This window comes from Wolbachia endosymbiont (group B) of Silvanus unidentatus (genome assembly GCF_964028615.1).
GTDB lineage: Bacteria > Pseudomonadota > Alphaproteobacteria > Rickettsiales > Anaplasmataceae > Wolbachia.
Genome location: NZ_OZ034795.1, coordinates 428,945 through 450,242 on the forward strand (window position 1 = coordinate 428,945; position 21,298 = coordinate 450,242).

Annotated in this window: 23 protein-coding genes; 2 read left to right on the forward strand and 21 right to left on the reverse strand. The window is 35.6% G+C overall.

Annotated elements, in window-relative coordinates:
* Position 1 precedes the first annotated feature (1 nt).
* The 15 genes from ABWU65_RS01930 to ABWU65_RS02000 form a co-directional block, all read right to left on the reverse strand.
* Positions 2-466 carry a phage baseplate assembly protein V gene (locus tag ABWU65_RS01930; RefSeq protein ID WP_353280151.1) on the reverse strand — a complete coding sequence of 155 codons (465 nt, stop codon included), beginning with the start codon at positions 464-466 and terminating at the stop codon, positions 2-4.
* Complete coding sequence (locus ABWU65_RS01935) at positions 453-932, reverse strand: hypothetical protein (protein ID WP_353280152.1); 480 nt, start codon at positions 930-932, stop codon at positions 453-455. The genes ABWU65_RS01930 and ABWU65_RS01935 overlap by 14 nt, the downstream gene beginning before the upstream one ends.
* The gene (locus ABWU65_RS01940; RefSeq protein WP_353280154.1) at positions 929-1,435 is read right to left on the reverse strand and encodes a phage tail protein; all 507 of its coding nucleotides are present in this window, start codon (positions 1,433-1,435) and stop codon (positions 929-931) included. The genes ABWU65_RS01935 and ABWU65_RS01940 overlap by 4 nt, the downstream gene beginning before the upstream one ends.
* Positions 1,436-1,741 (reverse strand): hypothetical protein, encoded by a 306-nt coding sequence (locus ABWU65_RS01945; RefSeq protein WP_353280624.1) that lies wholly within the window; start codon positions 1,739-1,741, stop codon positions 1,436-1,438.
* A 123-nt stretch (positions 1,742-1,864) separates the two neighbouring features.
* Positions 1,865-2,869, reverse strand: a complete 1,005-nt coding sequence (locus tag ABWU65_RS01950; protein ID WP_353280155.1) for a major capsid protein — start codon at positions 2,867-2,869, stop codon at positions 1,865-1,867.
* Between the two features lie 32 nt (positions 2,870-2,901).
* Positions 2,902-3,273, reverse strand: a complete 372-nt coding sequence (locus ABWU65_RS01955; protein WP_353280157.1) for a head decoration protein — start codon at positions 3,271-3,273, stop codon at positions 2,902-2,904.
* Between the two features lie 46 nt (positions 3,274-3,319).
* Positions 3,320-4,399 (reverse strand): S49 family peptidase, encoded by a 1,080-nt coding sequence (locus ABWU65_RS01960; RefSeq protein WP_264687030.1) that lies wholly within the window; start codon positions 4,397-4,399, stop codon positions 3,320-3,322.
* Between the two features lie 14 nt (positions 4,400-4,413).
* Positions 4,414-5,826, reverse strand: a complete 1,413-nt coding sequence (locus ABWU65_RS01965; protein WP_353280159.1) for a phage portal protein — start codon at positions 5,824-5,826, stop codon at positions 4,414-4,416.
* Between the two features lie 156 nt (positions 5,827-5,982).
* The gene (locus ABWU65_RS01970) at positions 5,983-6,654 is read right to left on the reverse strand and encodes a hypothetical protein (protein WP_353280161.1); all 672 of its coding nucleotides are present in this window, start codon (positions 6,652-6,654) and stop codon (positions 5,983-5,985) included.
* A gap of 45 nt (positions 6,655-6,699) precedes the next feature.
* Complete coding sequence (locus ABWU65_RS01975; protein ID WP_353280163.1) at positions 6,700-6,933, reverse strand: gpW family head-tail joining protein; 234 nt, start codon at positions 6,931-6,933, stop codon at positions 6,700-6,702.
* Entirely contained in the window at positions 6,926-8,758 is a 1,833-nt protein-coding gene (locus ABWU65_RS01980) for a phage terminase large subunit family protein (protein ID WP_353280164.1), read from the reverse strand. Before ABWU65_RS01980 ends, ABWU65_RS01975 begins: the two co-directional genes overlap by 8 nt.
* Positions 8,755-10,251 carry an ankyrin repeat domain-containing protein gene (locus ABWU65_RS01985; RefSeq protein WP_353272097.1) on the reverse strand — a complete coding sequence of 499 codons (1,497 nt, stop codon included), beginning with the start codon at positions 10,249-10,251 and terminating at the stop codon, positions 8,755-8,757. Before ABWU65_RS01985 ends, ABWU65_RS01980 begins: the two co-directional genes overlap by 4 nt.
* Positions 10,252-10,258: 7 nt before the next feature.
* Positions 10,259-10,738, reverse strand: a complete 480-nt coding sequence (locus tag ABWU65_RS01990) for a hypothetical protein (protein ID WP_353280166.1) — start codon at positions 10,736-10,738, stop codon at positions 10,259-10,261.
* A gap of 23 nt (positions 10,739-10,761) precedes the next feature.
* Entirely contained in the window at positions 10,762-11,976 is a 1,215-nt protein-coding gene (locus ABWU65_RS01995; RefSeq protein WP_353280168.1) for a DNA modification methylase, read from the reverse strand.
* 103 nt (positions 11,977-12,079) lie between these two features.
* Complete coding sequence (locus ABWU65_RS02000) at positions 12,080-12,535, reverse strand: Holliday junction resolvase (RefSeq protein ID WP_353280169.1); 456 nt, start codon at positions 12,533-12,535, stop codon at positions 12,080-12,082.
* A 133-nt stretch (positions 12,536-12,668) separates the two neighbouring features.
* Here ABWU65_RS02000 and ABWU65_RS02005 point away from each other — a divergent pair, with 133 nt between their 5' ends.
* On the forward strand, positions 12,669-13,118 hold the full coding sequence (locus ABWU65_RS02005; protein WP_211908246.1) for a hypothetical protein: 450 nt from the start codon (positions 12,669-12,671) through the stop codon (positions 13,116-13,118).
* A gap of 1,085 nt (positions 13,119-14,203) precedes the next feature.
* Here the strand turns inward: ABWU65_RS02005 and ABWU65_RS02010 are convergent.
* The 6 genes from ABWU65_RS02010 to ABWU65_RS02035 all read right to left on the reverse strand — a co-directional run bounded on the left by ABWU65_RS02010 (position 14,204) and on the right by ABWU65_RS02035 (position 20,241).
* The gene (locus ABWU65_RS02010) at positions 14,204-16,300 is read right to left on the reverse strand and encodes an AAA family ATPase (RefSeq protein WP_353280171.1); all 2,097 of its coding nucleotides are present in this window, start codon (positions 16,298-16,300) and stop codon (positions 14,204-14,206) included.
* Between the two features lie 35 nt (positions 16,301-16,335).
* A complete protein-coding gene (locus tag ABWU65_RS02015) occupies positions 16,336-17,532 on the reverse strand; it encodes a helicase RepA family protein (protein WP_265017117.1) in 1,197 nt (398 codons plus the stop codon).
* Positions 17,517-18,008 (reverse strand): hypothetical protein, encoded by a 492-nt coding sequence (locus tag ABWU65_RS02020; protein WP_265017116.1) that lies wholly within the window; start codon positions 18,006-18,008, stop codon positions 17,517-17,519. Before ABWU65_RS02020 ends, ABWU65_RS02015 begins: the two co-directional genes overlap by 16 nt.
* A gap of 32 nt (positions 18,009-18,040) precedes the next feature.
* A complete protein-coding gene (locus tag ABWU65_RS02025; RefSeq protein ID WP_262986572.1) occupies positions 18,041-18,847 on the reverse strand; it encodes a helicase RepA family protein in 807 nt (268 codons plus the stop codon).
* A gap of 16 nt (positions 18,848-18,863) precedes the next feature.
* Positions 18,864-19,673, reverse strand: coding sequence for an ATP-binding protein (locus tag ABWU65_RS02030; protein ID WP_262986573.1), 810 nt, complete (start codon positions 19,671-19,673; stop codon positions 18,864-18,866).
* A 76-nt stretch (positions 19,674-19,749) separates the two neighbouring features.
* Positions 19,750-20,241, reverse strand: a complete 492-nt coding sequence (locus ABWU65_RS02035; protein ID WP_264374869.1) for a sigma-70 family RNA polymerase sigma factor — start codon at positions 20,239-20,241, stop codon at positions 19,750-19,752.
* Between the two features lie 364 nt (positions 20,242-20,605).
* Between ABWU65_RS02035 and ABWU65_RS02040 the strand changes: the two genes are divergently transcribed.
* On the forward strand, positions 20,606-21,289 hold the full coding sequence (locus tag ABWU65_RS02040) for a hypothetical protein (protein ID WP_264685939.1): 684 nt from the start codon (positions 20,606-20,608) through the stop codon (positions 21,287-21,289).
* Positions 21,290-21,298 lie beyond the last annotated feature (9 nt).

A 21,298-nucleotide genomic window follows, 5' to 3' on the forward strand; every position in this document is an offset into this window, starting at 1 on the left:
ATTAATTAAGTTCTATTCTATCTGCTTTCAGTTGTATTTCTCTCTTCGTCATCTCTATGCTCGATCTCCCAGCTTTCAGTGTTATTTTGTCTACTACTTCAATCTCTAAATGATGTTTATCTTTATCGTATGACAACTTTGTTCCATCTTGAAATGTTAAGCTACTCACCTCTTTTTTATTTTCTGGTGCAGAGTACTTGTGTTGATATATTCCAGGAAGTACTACTCCTAAAGATAATTCTCCCAGCGGGGAAAGTATAACTACTTGCTCATCAATATCTGGCGGAGACCAATTTCTATCTTTTCCTGCTTTGCTCGTTATCCATGGCAACCAATCTGTTAAAAATTCTCCTATTTTAACTCTTACTTTTGCTTTTTCATAATCTACTTCTTTCACCAATCCAATACGGATAATATTCGCTAATTTTCTATTTAGCTCTGAAATTGCAAAACTATGGTCTAACATGCACTTCACCTATCTCAATAACATGTGGCATTATGCCAGTTGACCATACTGATTTACCCACGTGTACCTCATGAAACCATTCAACTAGCCACACAAGATAAGCATCCAATTCTGGCCTAAATCCGTCAATTTCTGCAGATATAAATTCACCTGGTGAAATATTTTTCATATTCCAAGTATTCTTATTTACTACTCTCGCAACCTCAGCAGCTAGTGTTCTAACAACTACCGAGGAATCCTCGACTGTTCCATCAACGACAATCCTCGCTTCAAACCTGGCTTTCAATGCTAATTCTTCTGTTCCTGGATCTTTTCCCGATTCTAAACTCACAAGCTCTACAAATAACGCTGGCGCTAATAATTCTTTTCTTATCGATGGATAAATTTCACATGTCTGTATAGACGGTATTTCTTCCTTCAGTGTGCTGCAAATTGTTTGATGTAAATCTATCCAGAACTTTGTCATATCTTTAAAATATAGTTTAGCTCATGCTTAAAGTATTTCTCAAACTCTCTCTCACTCTCATAATTAACAAGGTCTTTTATTATTCTTGAGCCTTCTGGTTTCACTGGTAGCTTTACTTCTTGTATTGGCAATGCTGCTCTTCCTTCACGTTTAAAAATACCGCTATTTCCTTTTGGCATAACTGCTGCAAATCCTCCTATAAACTCATGCTTTCCTACTTTCGATCCTCTTCTTGTTTTTTGTATTTTGCCAATTGCCGATGCTCTAATGTCATAGAGATTTGCTCTAATTAACACTTCTAATCTGCTAGTTTTCGCCTTAAAAATTCTTAATCTCTTTCTTATCAAACTTAATTTTATCTTCTTTTCCTCACTGATTTCCTTAGCTGCTTGCGCTTTTAACCATAATGCCGTTTTGTTTAGTGCCTTTACCATTGCTAATTCTATTTTTCCTCTTTTAGCATTTACACTTTCTATACTATTAACTTCTATATGAATAGACATTTACACCCCAGATGCTTCGATTCGCCAGATCATTCCAGATTTATCTCTAAGTGGTGGTGAGTGCACCTTATACTTACAGTTACCAATAACGAAGATATCTCCTACCATTGGCTTTAATATATCAAAGACACTCACCTCCAAAATCAACATCTCCCCCACAAATTGCCCTTCACCAATCTCGTATAATTTATCTGTCTCTTGCTTTAATACCTGTACCATATATGACTTATCCTTTGACTCATATAAAGCTATCTCCCCTAAATGGATAAGACAATCTTTCAATAACCTCTTTACATTTTCCTGCATACCATTTCTATTCATTCAAATTCACTTCTAAAAGCTTCTAAAAATATATTGCATCCTTATATTTTTTTAGCATACTCAACACATATTAAAACCATAAGTAGAGTTTTCTACGTGAGGGCTCTACTATGTTGTTACTATTTTTACCAAAACGGACGGACGGTGGCACATTGGCAATGGATTCGACTGCGTATGTAAATCAGTTCCTCTATCAAATCTCCTTGGTTCTTGTTTTGCATATAGTGGCTGTCCAAGAGTATTTACTGTTTCATTAAAATCTGCTGGTGCAAAATATGTTGTAAATGTGCTCGCTGTTCCTAGTGGAAAACAGTGACCTGTATCTCTTTCTATAAATCTTCTCACGGTTCCTTCAGGGTCGGTTGCTTGCCCTCTATATTCCTCAAACGTTATTCCACAGAACGTAAATCCTGACCTCATATCATTTCTCAGCGCTGCTCCTTCTTGCCATCTCTCATATGCTTCTTTTACTTTAGCATGAGAAGTTAGTGCATCAAAAAACTCAGGACTTACCAAGGCATGAATTCCTGTCATATATTCACCACTTAAGTTATCCTCAATATGCCGCAATACTTCCAGACACTTACGCTTTACATCGGTTGTTGCTATTCCAAGGGCAAAATTTACTACTTTTGGTGTTATTTCAAATTCGTTGTACAGATTTAATAATTCTGATCCGTCAGCATCAAGAATGATTCCTTTCAGCGCTCCCATACGCAAATGCTCTAACGTTATTGCATGTTTGTTTCTCATTAGCTGCAAATGATCAGTTATTACATCTGCCAACGCTTTAAGTTCACTTTCTGATCCAAATGCCCTTATTCCTTGTACTTCCTCTGGCAGCACTACATCATCATGTGGAATATGCGGAACCGTAAATGTTCTTACCTTTCTTTTGCCGCGTTTTCCTACTGTTGCTGGTGCTCCTGGAACTTGTGTTGGCAGTAAACTTAATACTCCGTTGTGTTCTTCTATGGTAATATGTCGAAATCTTACTGACCTACTTGGAAACAAATTTAGATTTTCAACACGTCCATAATTTATCGGCAATATATTCATCGCATTTGTTAGTGCCGTCATGCTAAATGCTGTATTTGTAAATGGATTTTGCATTTTTTCTCTCCTTTTTTTCCTATTAATTTTAGTTAAATTCCCTTGCGGACAATGATCCCTCGTGCTTCAAGTTGCTTTATTGCTGCAGCTTTCTGCTCTTCAGTGATATTTGCTGGCCACACAACTGCATGATCTGCTAGTATTGCACCACGAGTAATAATTACTGCTTTGGCATTTTCTGTCGCATTTACATCACTTACTATTGCACCTATTGCTGTTTGTGTGCCGTCTGTTCCAGTGGGATTAAGGACTCTAATAAAACCATCTTCCGTCTTTTTGGCAACTACTGCACCAAGCTTAAGATTTTGACCTTTAGCTACTGTTATTTGGTCTCTTGAATATAGATTTGAAACTTCGTATTTCAGAAGATCCCCAAGGTTATTTTGTTCTGTTATAGTACTCATTCTGCTTTTCCCCTTTATTTTTTACTCTTGTTATACTATGAATATTCTAAATGCCAGATTGTGCACGACTTCTTGCTACCTGCATCATTAAATCTTCTGACGAATTCTGTGGTAATGTGCTTAAAATTTCAGTCTTCATTGTTCGTTCTGCAAGTATCGACATTAATATTTCTTGTGCTTGTTTGCTGCTAACATTCTGCTCTATAAATTCTCCTATTTTCTCTGGCATTCGTGATAAGTTGCATAAACGTATTAATTCAAGAACTTCAGCATGATAACTGTCATTTTTGATTTTATTAGTTAAATTATCAGTTTCTAGGTCAGTTGTAGTTTGTTCATTCATAGTAATACTCCTGTTTTTATTAATAGATGAAAGAATTGTCATTCCGTCTGCAAGGCCTATTTCTACTGCTTTCTCCCCAAAATATAGCCCTGCTTCCGTTGATTTGATTGCTTCTATAGAAAGATTTCGATTCCGTGCTATTAGCTGGACGAACATCTCATATAAACGATCTATTTCCTCTCTCAAACTTTTTAAACCTTCAGAGTTAATAGGCTCATGTGGATTTAAATCATTCTTTCTCTTGCCTGTAAAAATAGTTGTGTATTTTATTCCACATTTTTCATCAAACCCACTTTGATCTATATGACTTGCTATTACTCCTATACTGCCAACACCAGAAGTTCTGCTCACAAATACCTTCTCAGCGCTAGAGGCTATAGCATATGCAGCAGAGTATGCATCATCATTTGCTATCGCTATTATCCTCTTTTTTGCTCTTGATTCATAAATAAAGTCAGCTAGGTCAAATATACCGTTTACCTCTCCTCCGGAGCTATCTATATCAAGCAGAATAGTTTCTATATCTTTGTTTGATAATGCTTCTTCTATTTCTTCTTGAATTTTCTCATATGATGTCATTCCCAGAAAATCGTCAAAAGCCCCTGGTTTTTTGGTCAAAATTCCATGTATTGCTATTACTGCTGTTTTTTCTATATTCTGATTTACTGCATGTTTTATATTTTTCAAGATAGGTTGTTTTCCGTTATATAGTGACAACAGGTCAAAGCTTTTTTGCTCTATCATCATCGGCCTACATAGCCAGTTGGTTTGTAAAATTTCCATAAAGTAAACGAGACTTATTTTGTTTGTGTCCTGACATCAGAATCAAAGAAAAGGTTGAGAGAATCAGCACGCTTTTGATCTTCTGCTATTTCTTGGTCAATTTCTTCTACATCGTAACCCATTTCTGATACTACCTCTGCTCGACTTTTGAAGCCATTCCTTACTGCCATTTGCTGTGCTTGCTGATCTTTTAGCGGATCCACCCAATCAAATCCCTGCGGTATCCATTTTACTTCTTCTTTCGCTGCTTTTACTACTTTTTCATCTATACTCAGTTCTCCACAAAGCACTGCTAATTCTAGCCATCTACTCCATACTGGTCTGCAAAATTGAAATACTATAATGTTGTGTTGCAGCATAGCACATCGACGACGAAACTCTATTAATCCAGCTCTGATTGATGAATAATTAACGCCCGTTAAATCTCCTGTTAGTTGCTCATATGTTATTCCTGTACCTATTGCTATTGCCCTCAGTTGCTGTCTCATGAATGCTTCATAACTTCCTCCAACATCTGATGGCTCTGAAAATTTTATGTCTTCTCCTGGGTCTAAAAGCTGCATTGTTCCAGGTTCCAGGCCAGATAGTGCTACTCCTTGCTCACTTGCTTCACCTTCTCCCATGATATTTGCTTCTGGATCGAGTCTCGTAATAAATCCAGCAAACATTGCTGCTGTCTTTTTTCTCACTAATTCTGCATCATCATATTGATCAAGCTCATAAAGCTTCAGCAGTATATTAGAAAGCCAAGGCTCCCCTCTGATTTGCCCAGGTCTTAATGGTCTATAAATATGTAAAACATCATTTGCTGGTACTCTCACTGATTCTCCAAATGAGCCTTCTCCTGGATGTTCTCTAAATAAGTAATATGCCTCTCTTTGCCCAAGCCTGTTAAACTCAATCCCGTTTCTTATTACATTACCATTTCCTAAAGTTTGATTTGTTTTATTATCTAAATGTTCAGACTCAAGTACTTGCAGTTGTAATGGTACAGAAAATCTATCTTCCAGCTTTCTCGTTCTTAAACGTACAAAACATTCTCCTCCCTCTATCATACTTCTGCATACTAGAGCTTGTAATCCATAAAAATCACTTACTCCGCTACTGTCTGCTTCATCTGTCCATTTTAGCCATAATTCTTGCACCTTCTTTCGAAATTCTCCATCCCTTGCTTTTGATTGTGGTTTTATTCCTGTTCCAATAGAGTTACTCACTATTGTATCAATGATATTTGCTGCATACGGATTTTTTCTTACCATATCACGTGATCGACTACGTAAAGTTTCAAGGTTTTGAGACAGCAAATTGTTTATACTTCCTAACTCTGGTTGAAAGTGAAAAAATCTTCTTCCTGAGCCTGCTGCATCCCATGCTGAGCTTTTTATCTTTGGTTTGTTGAATAATTGTTTGAATGATTTTAGTAACATTTAGATTGTTAACTACGCAACAGATTGTTGCACTATTTGTAACTACAGTGAACTGCTAGAAAATCCAGTCAATAAGCTATCAACACCTGTTATTTATTCAAGCAGTTCCTATACAAGCACATCTCTATTTAATTTTTACCAGAAGTACACTTAAATTTAAGATAGACTCCTTTCTTCTATATTAGGTTGCACAGTGGCGTTTTCTAAATTCATAAAAGGTTGTCTCTCCTGTTGACCAAGAGTGAGCTCTCTTAAACAACTCATGATCTGTGATACTTGCAACATAGTAAAAACTCCTATTCCAAATATACCTGTTAAATACCTAGACATTGAAAACTCTTCATCATTATAATTTCCAGATGTATAGACTAGGTAGAGCGAACCTGCAAATAGGGCAGAATGAGCCAAATTACGAATTGTTTCTTTTACTATTCGACCATTTGAATCTCTCTGTACCTCTTCAAGAATTTGTAATGCTCGTTCTGAAGCACTTAAAAATTCTTCTCGACTATAGGGGACGTTTCGTACCAGCCCTAGCTCCTCTGATGTTTTTCCTCCAATATTTCTAATAGCATCTTCTAGCTCTTTTAATGCTCTATTACCTATTCTTGGCCTTTCACTTATTTTTGGATTACTACCTTGGCTGTCAGCAATAATCACATAATCTAAAGCTGTAAGCCGCTGATCACCAAAAACAATGATATCGTTAATATGATCTTTTACCTCATTGACAATCTCTAGTGCTCTTTTAACACTAGCTCTATCATTTTCCGTAGGAATCAACGCAACTTTTCCAACTAATTCTTCTTGTAATTCTTTAATATTCATGTAACTCCTATAGTTATAAAATTTCTACTATATAGTATTACATTTTTAATTAATTTTGTCAATTCCCTTACTCGTTGAAAAAACAATCTTTCTCTTCGGTTTCATTCCAACAATCTTTAGCTCAGCTTTAATACGTTGTCTTAAGTTTAGTAAATCATTTATCTGAACTTCAGCATATCTCACCACATGGTCACCATATGCAATTGATACTACTCGCTCTCCGTTTTGCAGTTTTTTTATTGCTTGTTCAACTTGAAACAAATACTCTTCGTTATACATTTTCCAACCACTTACTCTGTCTTACTTTTTTAGGCTTTTTACTTTCCATTTTCCCACTTAAACTATTCCATTTACTCTCTGGCCAACGATCGATCCCAAGCGCAATAGATGCTGCTCTCGCATAAATTCGGCAATCTAGTACCTCATTTCTTTCTCTTACCTTTTGCCACTCTTGTTTGGTATATCCTTTCACTACTTTACTGACTAATTGCTCTGCCGTTAGTTGCTTAAAATATTCAGGTGCATACTCAGGAAAATGACAATATCCTGCTGGCACTTTTTCTTTTTCCCCGTTTTTTAAAACATTAAGTAGTTGAAAAAGCTCTGACTTTAATATCGATACTCCTACTGGCCAGAGCTTTATTCCTCTCTTTAGCTTTTGACCACCAACTGTTATATCAACTCTACTTGGGCTGCTAAGCGGCACTAGTGCTTTATTTACACCTTTGACTGCCATTACTCTTCCAGATCCTTGATGACCTCTTACCCAATTGTATACTTCTTGTGTTGCATATCCTGCATCTACTGCCATCATACTTATCATATATTCAAGCCCATTTTCACCGATAAAATGATGACTCAGAAGCTCCGAAAGCTTTCCCCATACTTCCCCACTCCCAGTATCTCCTTCAAATACTCGGTAGTCTATTGACCAACTTTCGCGGCTTTTTCCCCATGCTACAACTTCTACTTCTAACCGATCTTTTTGTACATCTACTCCTGCTGTGAGAACTACTTCACCCTTTGGTACTGTGCCAATTTGATAAGATTCTCTCCTGTTAAATAATTGCTTCCAGTCCGGTACTTCTCCTTTGTCTACCCAGGTTTCTCCAAGCGTTGTATTTATCCAAACTTTCAGTAATTGTTCACTTTCTTTGGCATGGAGAAAATCTTCTACTGCTTGTTGCCAACTATACCAGCCAACTGGACTATAAAGACTTGAAAGATGAAATCCTTTTTTCTCACCTTTTACTCTATTAGTAGGTCTCCATTCTCCACGCTCAAGCATCTCTGTCTTTTGATGATTTTCTATTTTGCCGCTACATTCAGTGCAGACATAATGTGCTGTTTTCGAATCGTTATTTTCCCATTTTATTTGTGACCATTTTAGAACTTGATAGTAATTACAATATGGACATGGTACAAAAAAATATCTCTTATCTGTTGCTTCAAATTCCTTTTCAATTCTGCTTATTCCATGAATCGTTGGTGTTGACACTAAAAAAATCTTTCGCCTTGCAAATGTATTAGTTCGGGCAATACTGAGCAGCACTGGATCTCCTTCTCCTCCTGAATCTCCTGGATAGGCATCTATTTCATCAAGAAAGAGATATTTTACTGGCATGGATCTAAGTCCTACACTGCTATTCGCTCCAGTTATTACTACTATTCCACCTGGAAACTCCTTACTTTGTACAGTATTGCCTGAGTCTCTTGATCTTGGGTCTTTTACTTTACTCTTTAAACATGGTGTACTCTCTATCAACGGTGCAAATCTTCCCTTCGACCAACGTTTTCCCATTTCGACTGTTGGCTGTACTACTAGCATTGGTCCTGGTGTTTGATCGATGATATAGCCAATCCAATTGTTGCCAGCTTCTGTTCCCCCAATCTGCGCTCCTTTCATGAATACTACTTTTTCAGCCGGTGAAGAAGGAGATAGTGAATCCATGATTTCTTTTAAATAAGGAGTTCTTTCCGTTCTCCATTTACCTGGCTCTGACGCTGCAGTTGGCGCTAAAACTCGATACTCATTTGCCCACTCTGATACTTTAAGCTCTGGATCTGGTTTTAAACCTTCAGAAAAAGCTCTAGCGTATATCATTGTCTGCATTTACTCATAATTGGTTCTATCTCAATATTGTTAACAGTAGAGTTTATTCCTCCACACTCCTCCAATTCCATAAACATCTTTTTCTGAAACTCTTTTTCTATATATCTTTTGCTCATCTCACTTATCATTAGTGCTATAATAAGCGCAAATACCCCTGTTATTGTTGCAAAAATGATTGCACTGCTTATTGTTGTTGCTGTTAACCCTATATATGCTGCCATTGCTACTGCACTTACTGAAGTAAAAATGCAGATCACATTATTGTATTTTCTTACTTTTACTTCTCTATGTTCTATACACCTATTCAGAGCACAATAAACTGGTGAATTTATTACAGATACTCTCCTTTCGTCTGGTAATTTGACGTTCTTTTCTTTAAACAAAGCTTTAAGTAACTCTAAATTATTTGACTTGATTGCTAAATGCAAAACAGGTGTGTAATTTGCCCCTTTTTTCAGCAGTAACTTTACTACATGTAAATGCCCTTTTTCTGCAGCAAGGTAAATCGGTGATAGACCTTTATTATTTGAAACGTCAATATCAATTTCTTCTTTTAAAATAGACTCTACAATCTCAATTTCTCCTCTTTGTGCAGCTAAATGGAGTAGACTATTCTTTTCAGAACCGTATTTATTACTTATCAAAGCCTTCTTTATCTCAGGTTTAGCGTAATCAAATGGTGTCTTGCCGCTATCGTCTTTTACCAATGGATCTATATCTTCTCGCGTTAGTAAAACTTCTATTGTTTTAAGTCTTTCAGCATAATGTAGTGGTGTTTTATTTTCATAGTCTTGCAAATTGACTTGAGCATTAGGCTCCTTTATTAAGGATTTGAGGATATCAAGACATAAGTCTCTTTCATCATAATTAGTATTACTTACAGCTATATGCACAGGCGACAATTTCATTGAGTTTTGTCCCATGCGCGTGCTATTTACATCTGCTCCAAGCTTCAGCAGTAACTTTACTATCTCCAACTTTTTATTATTAACTGCATAGTGCATTGGTGTCTGATTTCGTGCATCAAAGACATCTATTTCAGCATTTCCTTCTCTTACTAAAATCTTTACAACTTCTACATGTCCAATACCAGCTGCCAAATGTAATGGCGTATGATGCAGAGCATTTCGTATATTAACGTCAATACCTTTTCCTATCAAATATCTAACTGCATTAACTTCACCTATCATTGCAGCTAAATGAAGTAAGCTATCTTCCTCAGAGCCATATTTATTATTGACTAATGCCTCTAATATCCTTGTCTTTTCACCTTCTTTTGCATAATCTAAAGAGGTTTTGCCTTCATTGTCTTCAACAAAAGGATTAATATTCTTCTTTGTTAGTAACAAATCCACCATGCTTAATTCGTCAAATTCTATAGCGCAATGTAGTGGTGTCTTGCCATTTAATCCTCTAACATTAACATCTAATCCAGGTTGATTAATGAGGCACTTTATTAATTCTAAACTTAAGTGAGCAGACATTTTATATTTAAAATTTAGTGTTAGATAATTCTTCAAGCGAGTTTGTAATCTCTTCAGTTAGCGCCATATGAATCTTTTCAGTATCACTCAGTGATGCAAGTAGTGCTGAAACTCTATTTGGAATATTAAGCAAATTATTACGGACAACTCTTGCTACATTAAATGCTTCAGTTTTTACTTCTTCTACTGAGACAAGTTCTCCTATCTCAGCCTTAGCCTTCGCCTCAAGAAGTTTACCTCGTTCCATTTCATTTTTTATTCGAGTTTTAAGCAACATTGTGGAGAGGTTACTTGTATTTTCGTTTTCTGGATTTTTCCTCCTAAGTGGCTGACTTGGATCTCGTATTGTTGCCACTGCTTCATTTGCTTGTTCTCTATTGATTAAACCATCCTCCAACTCAATTATTCCTTTTTTTACTAAATAACAGACGTATTGCTTTGATACTCCTATCTCTCTTGCCCATTCTGTTTGTGTGATTTTTTCCACTCTTTTCCTCCTTTGCCTCTTTTCTACGAATTTTCTTCTTGAATCTCTGAAAAGGTTTTACCAGTACTGGCTAAAATGGCATCTCTTCCCGTGTATACTTGCCAACGCTTTATGGTTACATCTACAAATTTTGAATCTAGCTCTATTGTTCTGCAGATTCTTCCTGTTCTCTCGCATGCAATTAGTGTGCTGCCAGAACCGCTAAATGGATCAAGTACTATGTCTCCTGGTCTACTGCTATTAACTATTGCTCTTTCCATTAATTCTACTGGCTTCATCGTTGGATGTAGTGTATTGTGCGTTGGCTTATCATAAAACCACAGATCGCTTTGATTTCTACCTCCATGCCACTCACGTTTATTACCGCTTTTCCAACCGTAGAGCATTGCTTCGTATTGTCTTTGATAATCTGATCTTCCTAGCGTAAAATGATTCTTTGCCCAAATGATAAATGTTGACCATTTTCCTCCTGCCTCCTCAAATGCTTTTTGCAACGTTGAAAACTCTGATGATGATATGCAGATGTAAATTGCACCTTTCGTATATGCTAAAATATGGGAACAGATGTCATAGAGAAAAAGCTCGTACTTTTCACCTTGATTATCGTTTAGTATCTTTTTGTCCTCTCTTTCTTGACTAGCGCCATAATCAACGTTATACGGAGGATCACATACAGTAATGTCTGCCATTTTATCATCTAACAGCGCTTTATATGATTCAACTACAGAGCTATCACCACAATAGATTCGATGATCACCTAAAATCCAAAGATCACCTGGTTTTGTTACCTTTTTGTCATCAACAGCTAAGTCAGAAAGATCTTCTTTTTCACTATCTAAATCATCAAGGAAATGTTGAACTTTTTCTAATTCAAATCCAGTCATTTTAAGGTCAAACTGTAAATCTTCTAGTTCTTGAATTTCCACCTTCAAAAGCTCATCATCCCACTTTGCCCAATTAGCTGATTGATTGGCCAGTAATCGAAAAGCTTTAATTTGTGGTTCATTTAAATTATCACTTAAAACCACTGGTATACTTTCCATACCAAGTTTTCTTGCTGCTTTAAGTCTTAAATGACCATCAACCACAGTTCCATCGCTTTTTGCAACTATTGGTATACGAAAGCCAAATTCCCGAATAGAAGCACACATTCTATTTACTACGTCATCATTTTTACGAGGATTACGCTTATATTCGACGAGGTTTTCAACAGGATAGTAGTGGATTGCTAAATTCATATCTTAATAATTAAAAAGTTAATATTCAAAATATCTCTGACGCTAAAGAAGGCCTGGGGTCAACCCTACCAAACCCTCTAGCCTGGCCGAAAGGACCCATTTTCTATGGGCTTTTTAACGTGTTAAAATCTTTACTAATATAGAACATTAATGCCAAAGCATCCCCCTCATTATCATCTCTAGGTACAAAACCTTTTTCACGTATCGCTTCAATAACTTCACTCTTACTTGCATTGCCTTTGCCTGCTATAAAGCGTTTTATAGTTTTAACATTAACACCTTGGTAGGGAATACTGTTCTCCTCACACCAGGCAGAGAGAACGGCAAGAAAACCGCCGTAGCAATGCGCTGCATCAGTTCCTAAGTGTCTTCTTACTTCCTCAAAATACACTGCAGAAATGTCTTTCAAAGAATTGAGCCAATTACGAAAATTCAAGAAGCACATACCACCTCCACTGAAACGACTACCATGAAAACTTTTGCTTCCACTTTCAATTACTCCATCTGTCAGAATTGCCCAGCCAGTTTGTTTGCCGAGGTCGAGTGTTAAGATTGACATTACTAGAAATTAGAGGTACGTTGTAGTGTGTACATAATATATATACACGGTAACTTCAAAATTCGTCCAAAAAATTCTACTTTTTTATTGAAAATATACTATAATAAGTTTATTAAACATAATAAGTTAATAAATGTTGCTCGTTCCATCCACTGAGCTATCTCAGCCTAAGATACTACATTTGCATATTATAAATAACTCAATCTACATAAATAACATTCAAATTATCAGTAAGCATTCAGTAGCACGCCTTGGTATTATGCACGTTTTGTTAGCTCAGTTTTGGCAAGATTTCAAAAGCGGATTGCCAGCAGAAAAATATAAGTTCCTTAATATCAATCAACTAGGAGAGCACTTGGGTTTTAATTCAGAAATTCACAATTTAGAGTACAAGATTAGAAGGCCACTAAATAGAATGATTAAAGCAATAAAAGAAATTTTATCCAAAGAGCTTGGTGCAAATTGTAACGACGTTATTGAAAACATTGGCTGGCCAGGATATTCTTGCAAAGACCATGGTTATCGTCTCAATCCTTTTATACTTTCTTTAGGTGCTGCTAAGTCTACAGGACGTTTTTTGTAGCAATTTACTTGAGTTAATCTCAAAACTCTAACTTATTCATCTCTTATAATGGATTACATTCATATAGAGTTTGTATGCCTTTTATTCGCATTTTTAGCGGTATTATAGAGGCTCTTTAGTATAAGATAGAAACACACAAACCTAAACTCATAAAATGCTTTAAAACACTGTATTTGCTTCTTTTTACTTTTGTATCTTTAATCAGTAGTTTATAGTAAGGTAGAAAAGGAAAACAAGGCCTTCAACACAAAGCATTCCGTCTCGCAGTCGCTTCTGTTCTTTGCCGTTTATCTGGTTTATTATTTTGAAAAAATATTTTACAACGAATAAAAAACGTGATAGGCTAGACAAGGATTTCTTTTACAAAGATTAAAGTTTAAAGCAAAAGAAATGCCTCGTAATTGAGTTTTAAGCTATCCTGCATGAGCAATTTAGGTCTCAGTGGTATAATTGTACCCTAAAGTGGTAGAATCATTTTAAACCCGCATTAAAGGATATTTCTTGTACTTATGAATATTTTAAAACTTTTCCAATTCCCTTAACTTCTTTTTTTTCATTACCTAGGTATTACTTTTTAACCTTATTAATTCATTATACTTTCATATTGTTTATTATTATTTCCTATTATTATTTATTATTAGTATATATATATGTATAGTATTATTTACATATTATAATAATATATAAGATTTTCGGAAAGTGGAAAGCTAGCTACTGTGGCAGGTTTTAGGGTGATCTGATTTATTAAGTCTTTTGGAACTGGAAAGATAAAATCTTATAGATATTGAATGAATAAAAATAAGGAATTTCAATAGTTTAGGTGTATTATATTTTTGTTTCTTTATTTTGAAATTTTGCCGGAAATCACGGAAACTATAAAACTCAGATCGGCTTAACCAAAGTAATGAAACACATCAAGCTTGCCTATAGTTGCGGAATTTGTATTCCCAATTTGGCTTAAATGCTTTTTGTATGACCCATTTTTCAAATAAAAGTTTTTTCAAGTCTGTAATCCTCTTAAAACCCTAAAAACCTTTTATTATAGCAGATTTATGCTGTCACAGAAGCATGGCTGTAAACTGTTTTTAAAGACTATTAGCAACTTTGAATTTCCCTGCACCTAGCTTAAATTTACCTTCACCCCTTGCAAAAGGACCAGTTGGAACATCAAGCCACTTATCTTCTTTTGAATCTGCAGCCATACCTTTTACTACCCTATTGTCATTTAGTAAACTCTGTACTAAACGTTCAAGTTTATGTCTGCTAACATTATGAAACATAGGTGGTAATTTATGACGTTGTTTGAAAATTCCAGGACCACCTGTATGCGTAAATGGATGGCCTTCGTGGGCTGAAAGTTTAATGTAGTGAATAAGTATATTTTTTAACTCTTTATCAGAGGACTTAATAGCATTAATTTGTTCAGATATGTCTTCTAGCAAGCCTGTTGGTGAACGCAAATAAGTTCTTACACTTCTGTCTGCTGCCCCATTGGACTTAACCACTGCTCCCTGATAAATTGTACTATGAGTTCTTTCAAGCTTTAGTGTATTACACACTGAATTTTGATGTTCTACTGGTGCAGGCCATAATGCAAAAGAGCATCTAACTCCATCAACAAGTGCAGTTGTACCTCTTATTGCATCTCTTGCTTGTTCTACGGTTGTAATTGATCCACATTTAGGTTTTCTCATATGATGTGCAGCAATTACAGTAGCTCCTGTTTCAGTTGCTAAACTTGCAAGCAATCCTGTTGAATACCACCCAAGTTCTGGATCTGAATTTATATCAGCATGAACAAACGATACTAATGGATCAAAAATAATCAATTTTAAATTTTCAATCGCATTTAATTGTTCACTAATACCTTCAAATTTTTCTGAAGTTTCAGGACATTTACCACGCGTATTGGTTTTTATTATAGAAAATGGTCCTCCTGTGTTTGGCATAGGTACAATAAATACACGATCCTGGTACTTTGCTCTATTACCTTCAGGATCAAGACGTTCTAAGCGACGATGTATCTCATCTGCATCATCTTCTGCTGAAAAAATTACCACTGATCCGTGCTCTTTTACAAGCGAACCAAAACCACAGATCTGATCTATATCACTTGCAACTTTGAGAGCTAAATCAAGTAGCAGCATTCCTTTGCCTGTATCTCCCATAGCAGCTATTATTGAAGTAACGCCTAAAGGAAATAACCCTTCAACTAGGAATCTTTGTGTTGGTACTTCACCTAAATAACGGCTGAGATTCCAATCTAAAATATTGAATTGAGCATTTTTCTTTAACCTCCTTTCAATAAACTCAGAAGCTCTTATTCCTTCTAACACACAATCAGCAGCATCCCAGCCTTTTGGTTTATTTTGTGGAATATTAAGAACAATAAGTGATGCAACTCCGATCTCTAAAAGCTTTTTTTTAACATTTTCAGCATACTTTTTACCTGGTTCATCATTATCTGGCCAAATAATAATATTTTTACCTTTAAGTGGAGTCCAATCTGTTTTCTCAATAAGTGCATTTGCTCCAGACATTGCTGTTGTTGCTGTAATACCTTGTTTTATCAGCGCTTCTGCACATTTTTCTCCTTCAACCAGAATAACTTTATCAGACTTTAAGATTTCTGGAATGTTGTATAGAGGCCTTACTTCTGGTGCAGTAAAAATAGATTTTTTCACATCAAAAGGACGATATTCTTTTCCTTCGGGAAGATCATAACGGTTGACTATGACAATAACTTGATTGTTTTCATCGTAGTAGTTCCAACTGCATGTTAAAAATTGTTCTAGATATTCGATACTTTTATATTTCCTAGCATGTTTTTTTCCAAGCCACTCAGCTATAGAAGCCATTACTTCAGGAAACTCTATTCTTGTACTTTTTCTATTTACTCCCGCCCAAAGGTCGATAATGTCACCACCTTCTCCTGTTGCAAAATCATGCCATAGGCCAGCTTCACTGCCACTTAATTCTACTACTAGACTCTTGCCTTTATCACCTTGTATATTGCCTACATAAAACTTATCACCACGAAAAATCCCTCTTGGTAATAGGTATGAAAGACAAGATCTGATATTTAGTAAAAGTTGATCTTTTAGCTGTTCTTTCTCTTCTGATAATTTAGAACTTCCATTTTTTTTGGAAGGCACAGTATTAAAATCACAATAGATATCCATAAAATCTCCAATATGTTTAAAGTTTAGAAATTTGGTTAAGCTGTAGCTATCCAGCGTCCGTTAACCATATTTATGAATTTTGTTGGTATTGGTTTGCCGTTTTTAAGTTCGTACATCAATTGCAGAGTATTCCTTTCTGGCCTAAATATCATTATTCCAGATGTATATAAACTTCTTAAAACATTAGCACCACTCAATGCTTGAAATGGATTCTTTTTTAACGTGGTTGTTGACACTTTTTTGGTGTAATGTGTAACTATTACTCCAGCCATAGGATTAGTGATAGAGCGTAGTTCATCAATACTATTTTGCAGAAAAGAGATCATACTCCTATAATCAAAAAGAGAGTCTATCACTATAAGATCAACTGTTTTTACATCGAGATTTTCCGACATAATTTCTTTTATTTTTTCCACATTCAAAGTTAACTGTACTTTTTTAGTAATAACTAAGTTTTCTGTTCCTTCATCAAGGATTTTCTTGCTGATTCTTAGCTTCTGTAAGCGCTCTCTTATGTAATCATATTCCATTTCATTCTGTAGATAGAATATCTTAAGTGGCTTTGCAGGCTTCATACCAAGAAATGATACTCCAGCAGCTAAATGTACTAACATGGAAAGTAGAAAATTACTTTTCCCTATTTTTGGAGTTCCACCTATGACCAAAAGACCACTTGGAGTTAGAATTCTTGGGCCTATTATATCTTTTGGCATTGGTGATTTATCATTTAAGTAATGCCTTGCTAAAAACGATGTAATTTTATGTTCTGTTGTGTTTTCTTTAGTATTTAACCACTTCTTAGTGGAATTTATATCACCTTTCACTAAAGTCCAAAGATCAATGATATCACCACTGATTCCTTTAGTAAAATTACGCCAATTTCCAGCTTCTTTACCCACTATTTTAACTGTAATCGTATCCCCATCACAATTGCCAACATAAGTCCTCTCTCGATAAAAATTACCGTTTGGAATTAGGTAAGGTACACACTTCTTAATATTATCAATCAATAATCCTTTTATTTCCTTTCTCTGCATAAAACCCCCATACATACTCTTCATACGTTTAGAGCTGAGATTAGCTAGCTCACAAACAGTTTCAAAAGACTCTGAATCAAACCATTTTATTGCTTCTTTCTTTAGCTCTAGATTTTTTCCTGCTGCATCTTTGATAGCTCTCTCAATTACAGCAATCCAGAGCTTCTCTTCGTCGTACTTCAAAATGGCAACCAATCAACTTCAGATTGTTCTGGAGTAATAACAGTAGCAATCTTGTTTTTTTCTCCATACCGATCAGATTCAATACCAACTTTTGCAGTAAACTCTAACCCGTTAAAATCAGCTATAGAGTTGATTTTTCTAGCAGTAACCGCTTTCTCTGAAGTGTCATGTGCATGAATATTTCGTGCTGACTCCAAAATGCTTCTAAGCATAGAACGACCAGATTCTCCCCAAGTATCTTCTCCTTCAACGCTTGCTTTGCCACTTTTAATACCAATTACTTGAAAAATCTTACGTTTTGCATATTGACCTTCAGTGACGGTAAATTCAGCGTTTAAATAGATGCTGCCGGTAGCATAGCTTTTAGTGAACCAATTTTCATAACCTCCAGGCTTTATTGCCATTTTTACCTTGACTATTGTACCTTTCGGTATTAAATTGCTCTGCAGTTTTGCGTTATTAAAATCAGTTAAAAAATCTGTTAGCATATTGTTCCCTATAAATTAAGTAAAAAAAAGAATCAACTCCATTGGTCTACAACCTTCCAATGACCATTTATCTTATCGACAAGCTTGCTTGCCACACGTTCACCATTTCGCAGCTCAAACACTATTTGACGGGTAGTGCTTTCTTCATCATGAGCAAACATCACCATGCCAGTGCTATAAAATCCACGTAAAGATCCAGCACCGCTTAGGCCTTGAAATGGATCTTCTTCCAGCATCTTTTTGGACAGTTTTTTTGTGTGGTGAGTGAGGATTATACCTGCATCTGGATTAATAATGTTCCTCAGTCTTTCAAGCGTTTTTTGCAAAAAGAATAGCATAGCGCTGTTGTCATTTTCATTGCCATATTCACTTGAGTTAAAAATGTTACGAAGAGGATCGATTGCAATAATATCAGGTTTAAAACGCTCTTTAATAACATTTTTAATTTCATCTATTTCTTCACTGCTGAAAGATAATTGTACTCTTGGTGTAATGATTAAGTTATTGGCAGCTATATTCAAAAGTTCGTTATCCAGTTGAAGTTGTTGCAAACGTTCTTTCATATATTCATATTCAATTTCAGTTTGCAGATAGAAAATTTTCATAGGTTTGCTTGGAGTCATACCCAAAAATGAAACTCCAGCTGCCATATGAATAAGCCAAGAGATCAAAAAGTCACTTTTGCCAATTTTAGGTGGGCCACCCAGTACCAATAGACCTCTTTTTGTCAAAATTCTTGGTGAGATTATATCTTCTGGTATTGGCGTTTGATCACTTAAATACTCCTTTACGCTGAAAAAAGGAATTTTTTGACCGATATTGAAAAAGCTTTGTTCCATATTACTCCTTTTAAAATTAGGCAACAGAAGCCAAGGTTTTGGCTTTAATTTTCGCAAGTAATCTACCAAGATGCGGTTCTTCAACCATGTTAAGACAACCACTTCGATCTTTAGCAGGGTATCCCCAAGAATTAATCGTCTGACAGACAAATGAACGAACCTCTGTACCATCATCTTTCTTGATTCCAACCATACTGATTACTTCGTCAACAATACCTGGAATTTCACTTGCGGTTTTAGCACCTTCACATTGAGGTAGCCAAGTTGGACGATTGCAGTCATCAAGATATTGACCTAATGTGCCAACTATGATGATGTCTTTATCTCTGATGTGTTGAAATTGATTGAGCCAAGCCATCATCTCTTGTGCGAGTAACCCGTAAGCAGCTCTTTTGTCTTCTTTTCCCGATCTATCAGAAAAACACTCAGGTTGCATCCTTGCCCATAATAGACATAAACGTGAAGCAACGGTTATACTATCGACAAAGATGCATTGGTATTTAGAAACCTCAGAAAGAAGATCTTTATATTTGCTACAGACATGCTCATAGTGTTTTTGACTATACGCCTGATCAGACCTTAATGCAGGATTAGGTTTACCAATAAGACAAGCAATGTCTCTGGCCTCATTCCAAGTGCGAATCTCAGTTGAATCTCCTTTCCAGTCTTGTACAGCTAGAAGTCCTGCTTCAAAATCAAGGCAAAGTGTTGTTGCTTCATCGAGAGTTTTAAGTAAACTAGTTTTACCAATTCCATAAGGACCAAAGATCACAATTTTTGCTCCTGTTTGTGTCTTCATTCGTTCATCTCTATCAATTATTTTCATTTTTCTCCTGGTTTAATCACTCAGATATATATACACGGTGACCTAGGTAATTCGTCCAAAACTTATCGAGCAAATCTCATTTTAAAGATGAAAATTTATCGCGTATTTGCCTTAAAATGTTGTAGACAGTTGTTTTTGGTATACCTGTTATTTTTGCAGCTTCAGTAATAGTAGAAACCTTAAGCAGCTCACATAGTTTTCTATGAGATTTCGGTAATTTTGAGATTATATTTTTTACGTCAATGTATACCATTATATCATCTTCAAGATATTTAGAATCTGGTATGTTATCATCAATACCAAAGTTAATCTGACGTTTAGTGCATAGTTGGTTACGCAAGAGGTTACGAGCACGACGTCTAGTTAAATTAGCAACAAAAGTATTAAAGCTACTTCTTGTTTTATCATACAGACTAAGGCAAGGCCAAACCTCACAAAAAAGTTCCAGCTCTATATCTTCAAGACTCCTATCAATAAAACAGTTAGTATGATTAAGACAGCTAGCATAGTACTTTATATATTTAACAATTATCGGATCAACGCCTGAAAAAGAATTTTTAGATTTCATAAAAACCTCGAATAATCAAAGATTTATTACTAATTCTTCTTTCGAGACCCTGCAGAATTTAAATAAGAGTAATTTGTCTATTATGAAAAATAGAATAAGACAATAATTATTTTATTAATAGATCAAATAAGACTTCTCTAAAATTAAATAAGACAGACTGCTTATATGAAAATTGAAAGTGAATTGCTGAAATTTAAAAGCTAATGGGAAGGCTGGCTGATTTTCAAAAATCTTACTGAAACAGAGTTCTATGATTTAGTTGGTTTTCAAAAGCTACCTTAAAATTATTTTAACTTTTTTTATATTGTTTGGACGAATTGTTGAGCAACCGTGTATATATATAATACAGGAGCCAAACTTTCAAATGTCAATACTCACACAATCAGGTCGAGCAGCAATAGCAGCAAGTATAAAAGAGCAATCTCTACATCTTGCTTGGGGTTCTGGAGATTCTACTTGGGAAAGCAGTTACAAAGTTGAAAAAACTTTCGTTAATGGTGAAATAAAACTTGATCATCAACCTGTTAAAGATGTGAAGGTTGTTACAGGACAAACAATGCATCAGCCAAGTGTTGACTATACAGTTGATAGCAGTACTGGTGTTATTCAGCGCACGGAAAACAGCTCTATTGTAGAGAATAGTACAGTTACTATAGAGTACGTTCAAAGCACACCACCGGAGCCTATTACTTCTCAAAAACTACTCAATGAACTTGGCAGACGTACTGCAGACGAGGTTCTATTCTGCATAGGTGATGAAAACGGCGAACTTGTAACTCCTTCTGGAAGGTTTAGGTCCTCAAATGTACCAACCAATAATCTTTTTCTCAAATTCACTTTCGATTTCACGGACGCAGCAAATCAAGTGATAAGGGAATTAGGGGTTATGGTTGGTACTAAAGTAAAAGAAGAATTACCTGAAGGACAGAGATATTTTGAGCCAAAAGACGTGGAAAATCCTGGAATTTTGCTGCTTTTAGAACATACAGTACCGCTCATTAGGACTTCAGCAACCAGGGAAACTTTTTCGTTTGTAGTGACATTTTAGAAAAAGAGA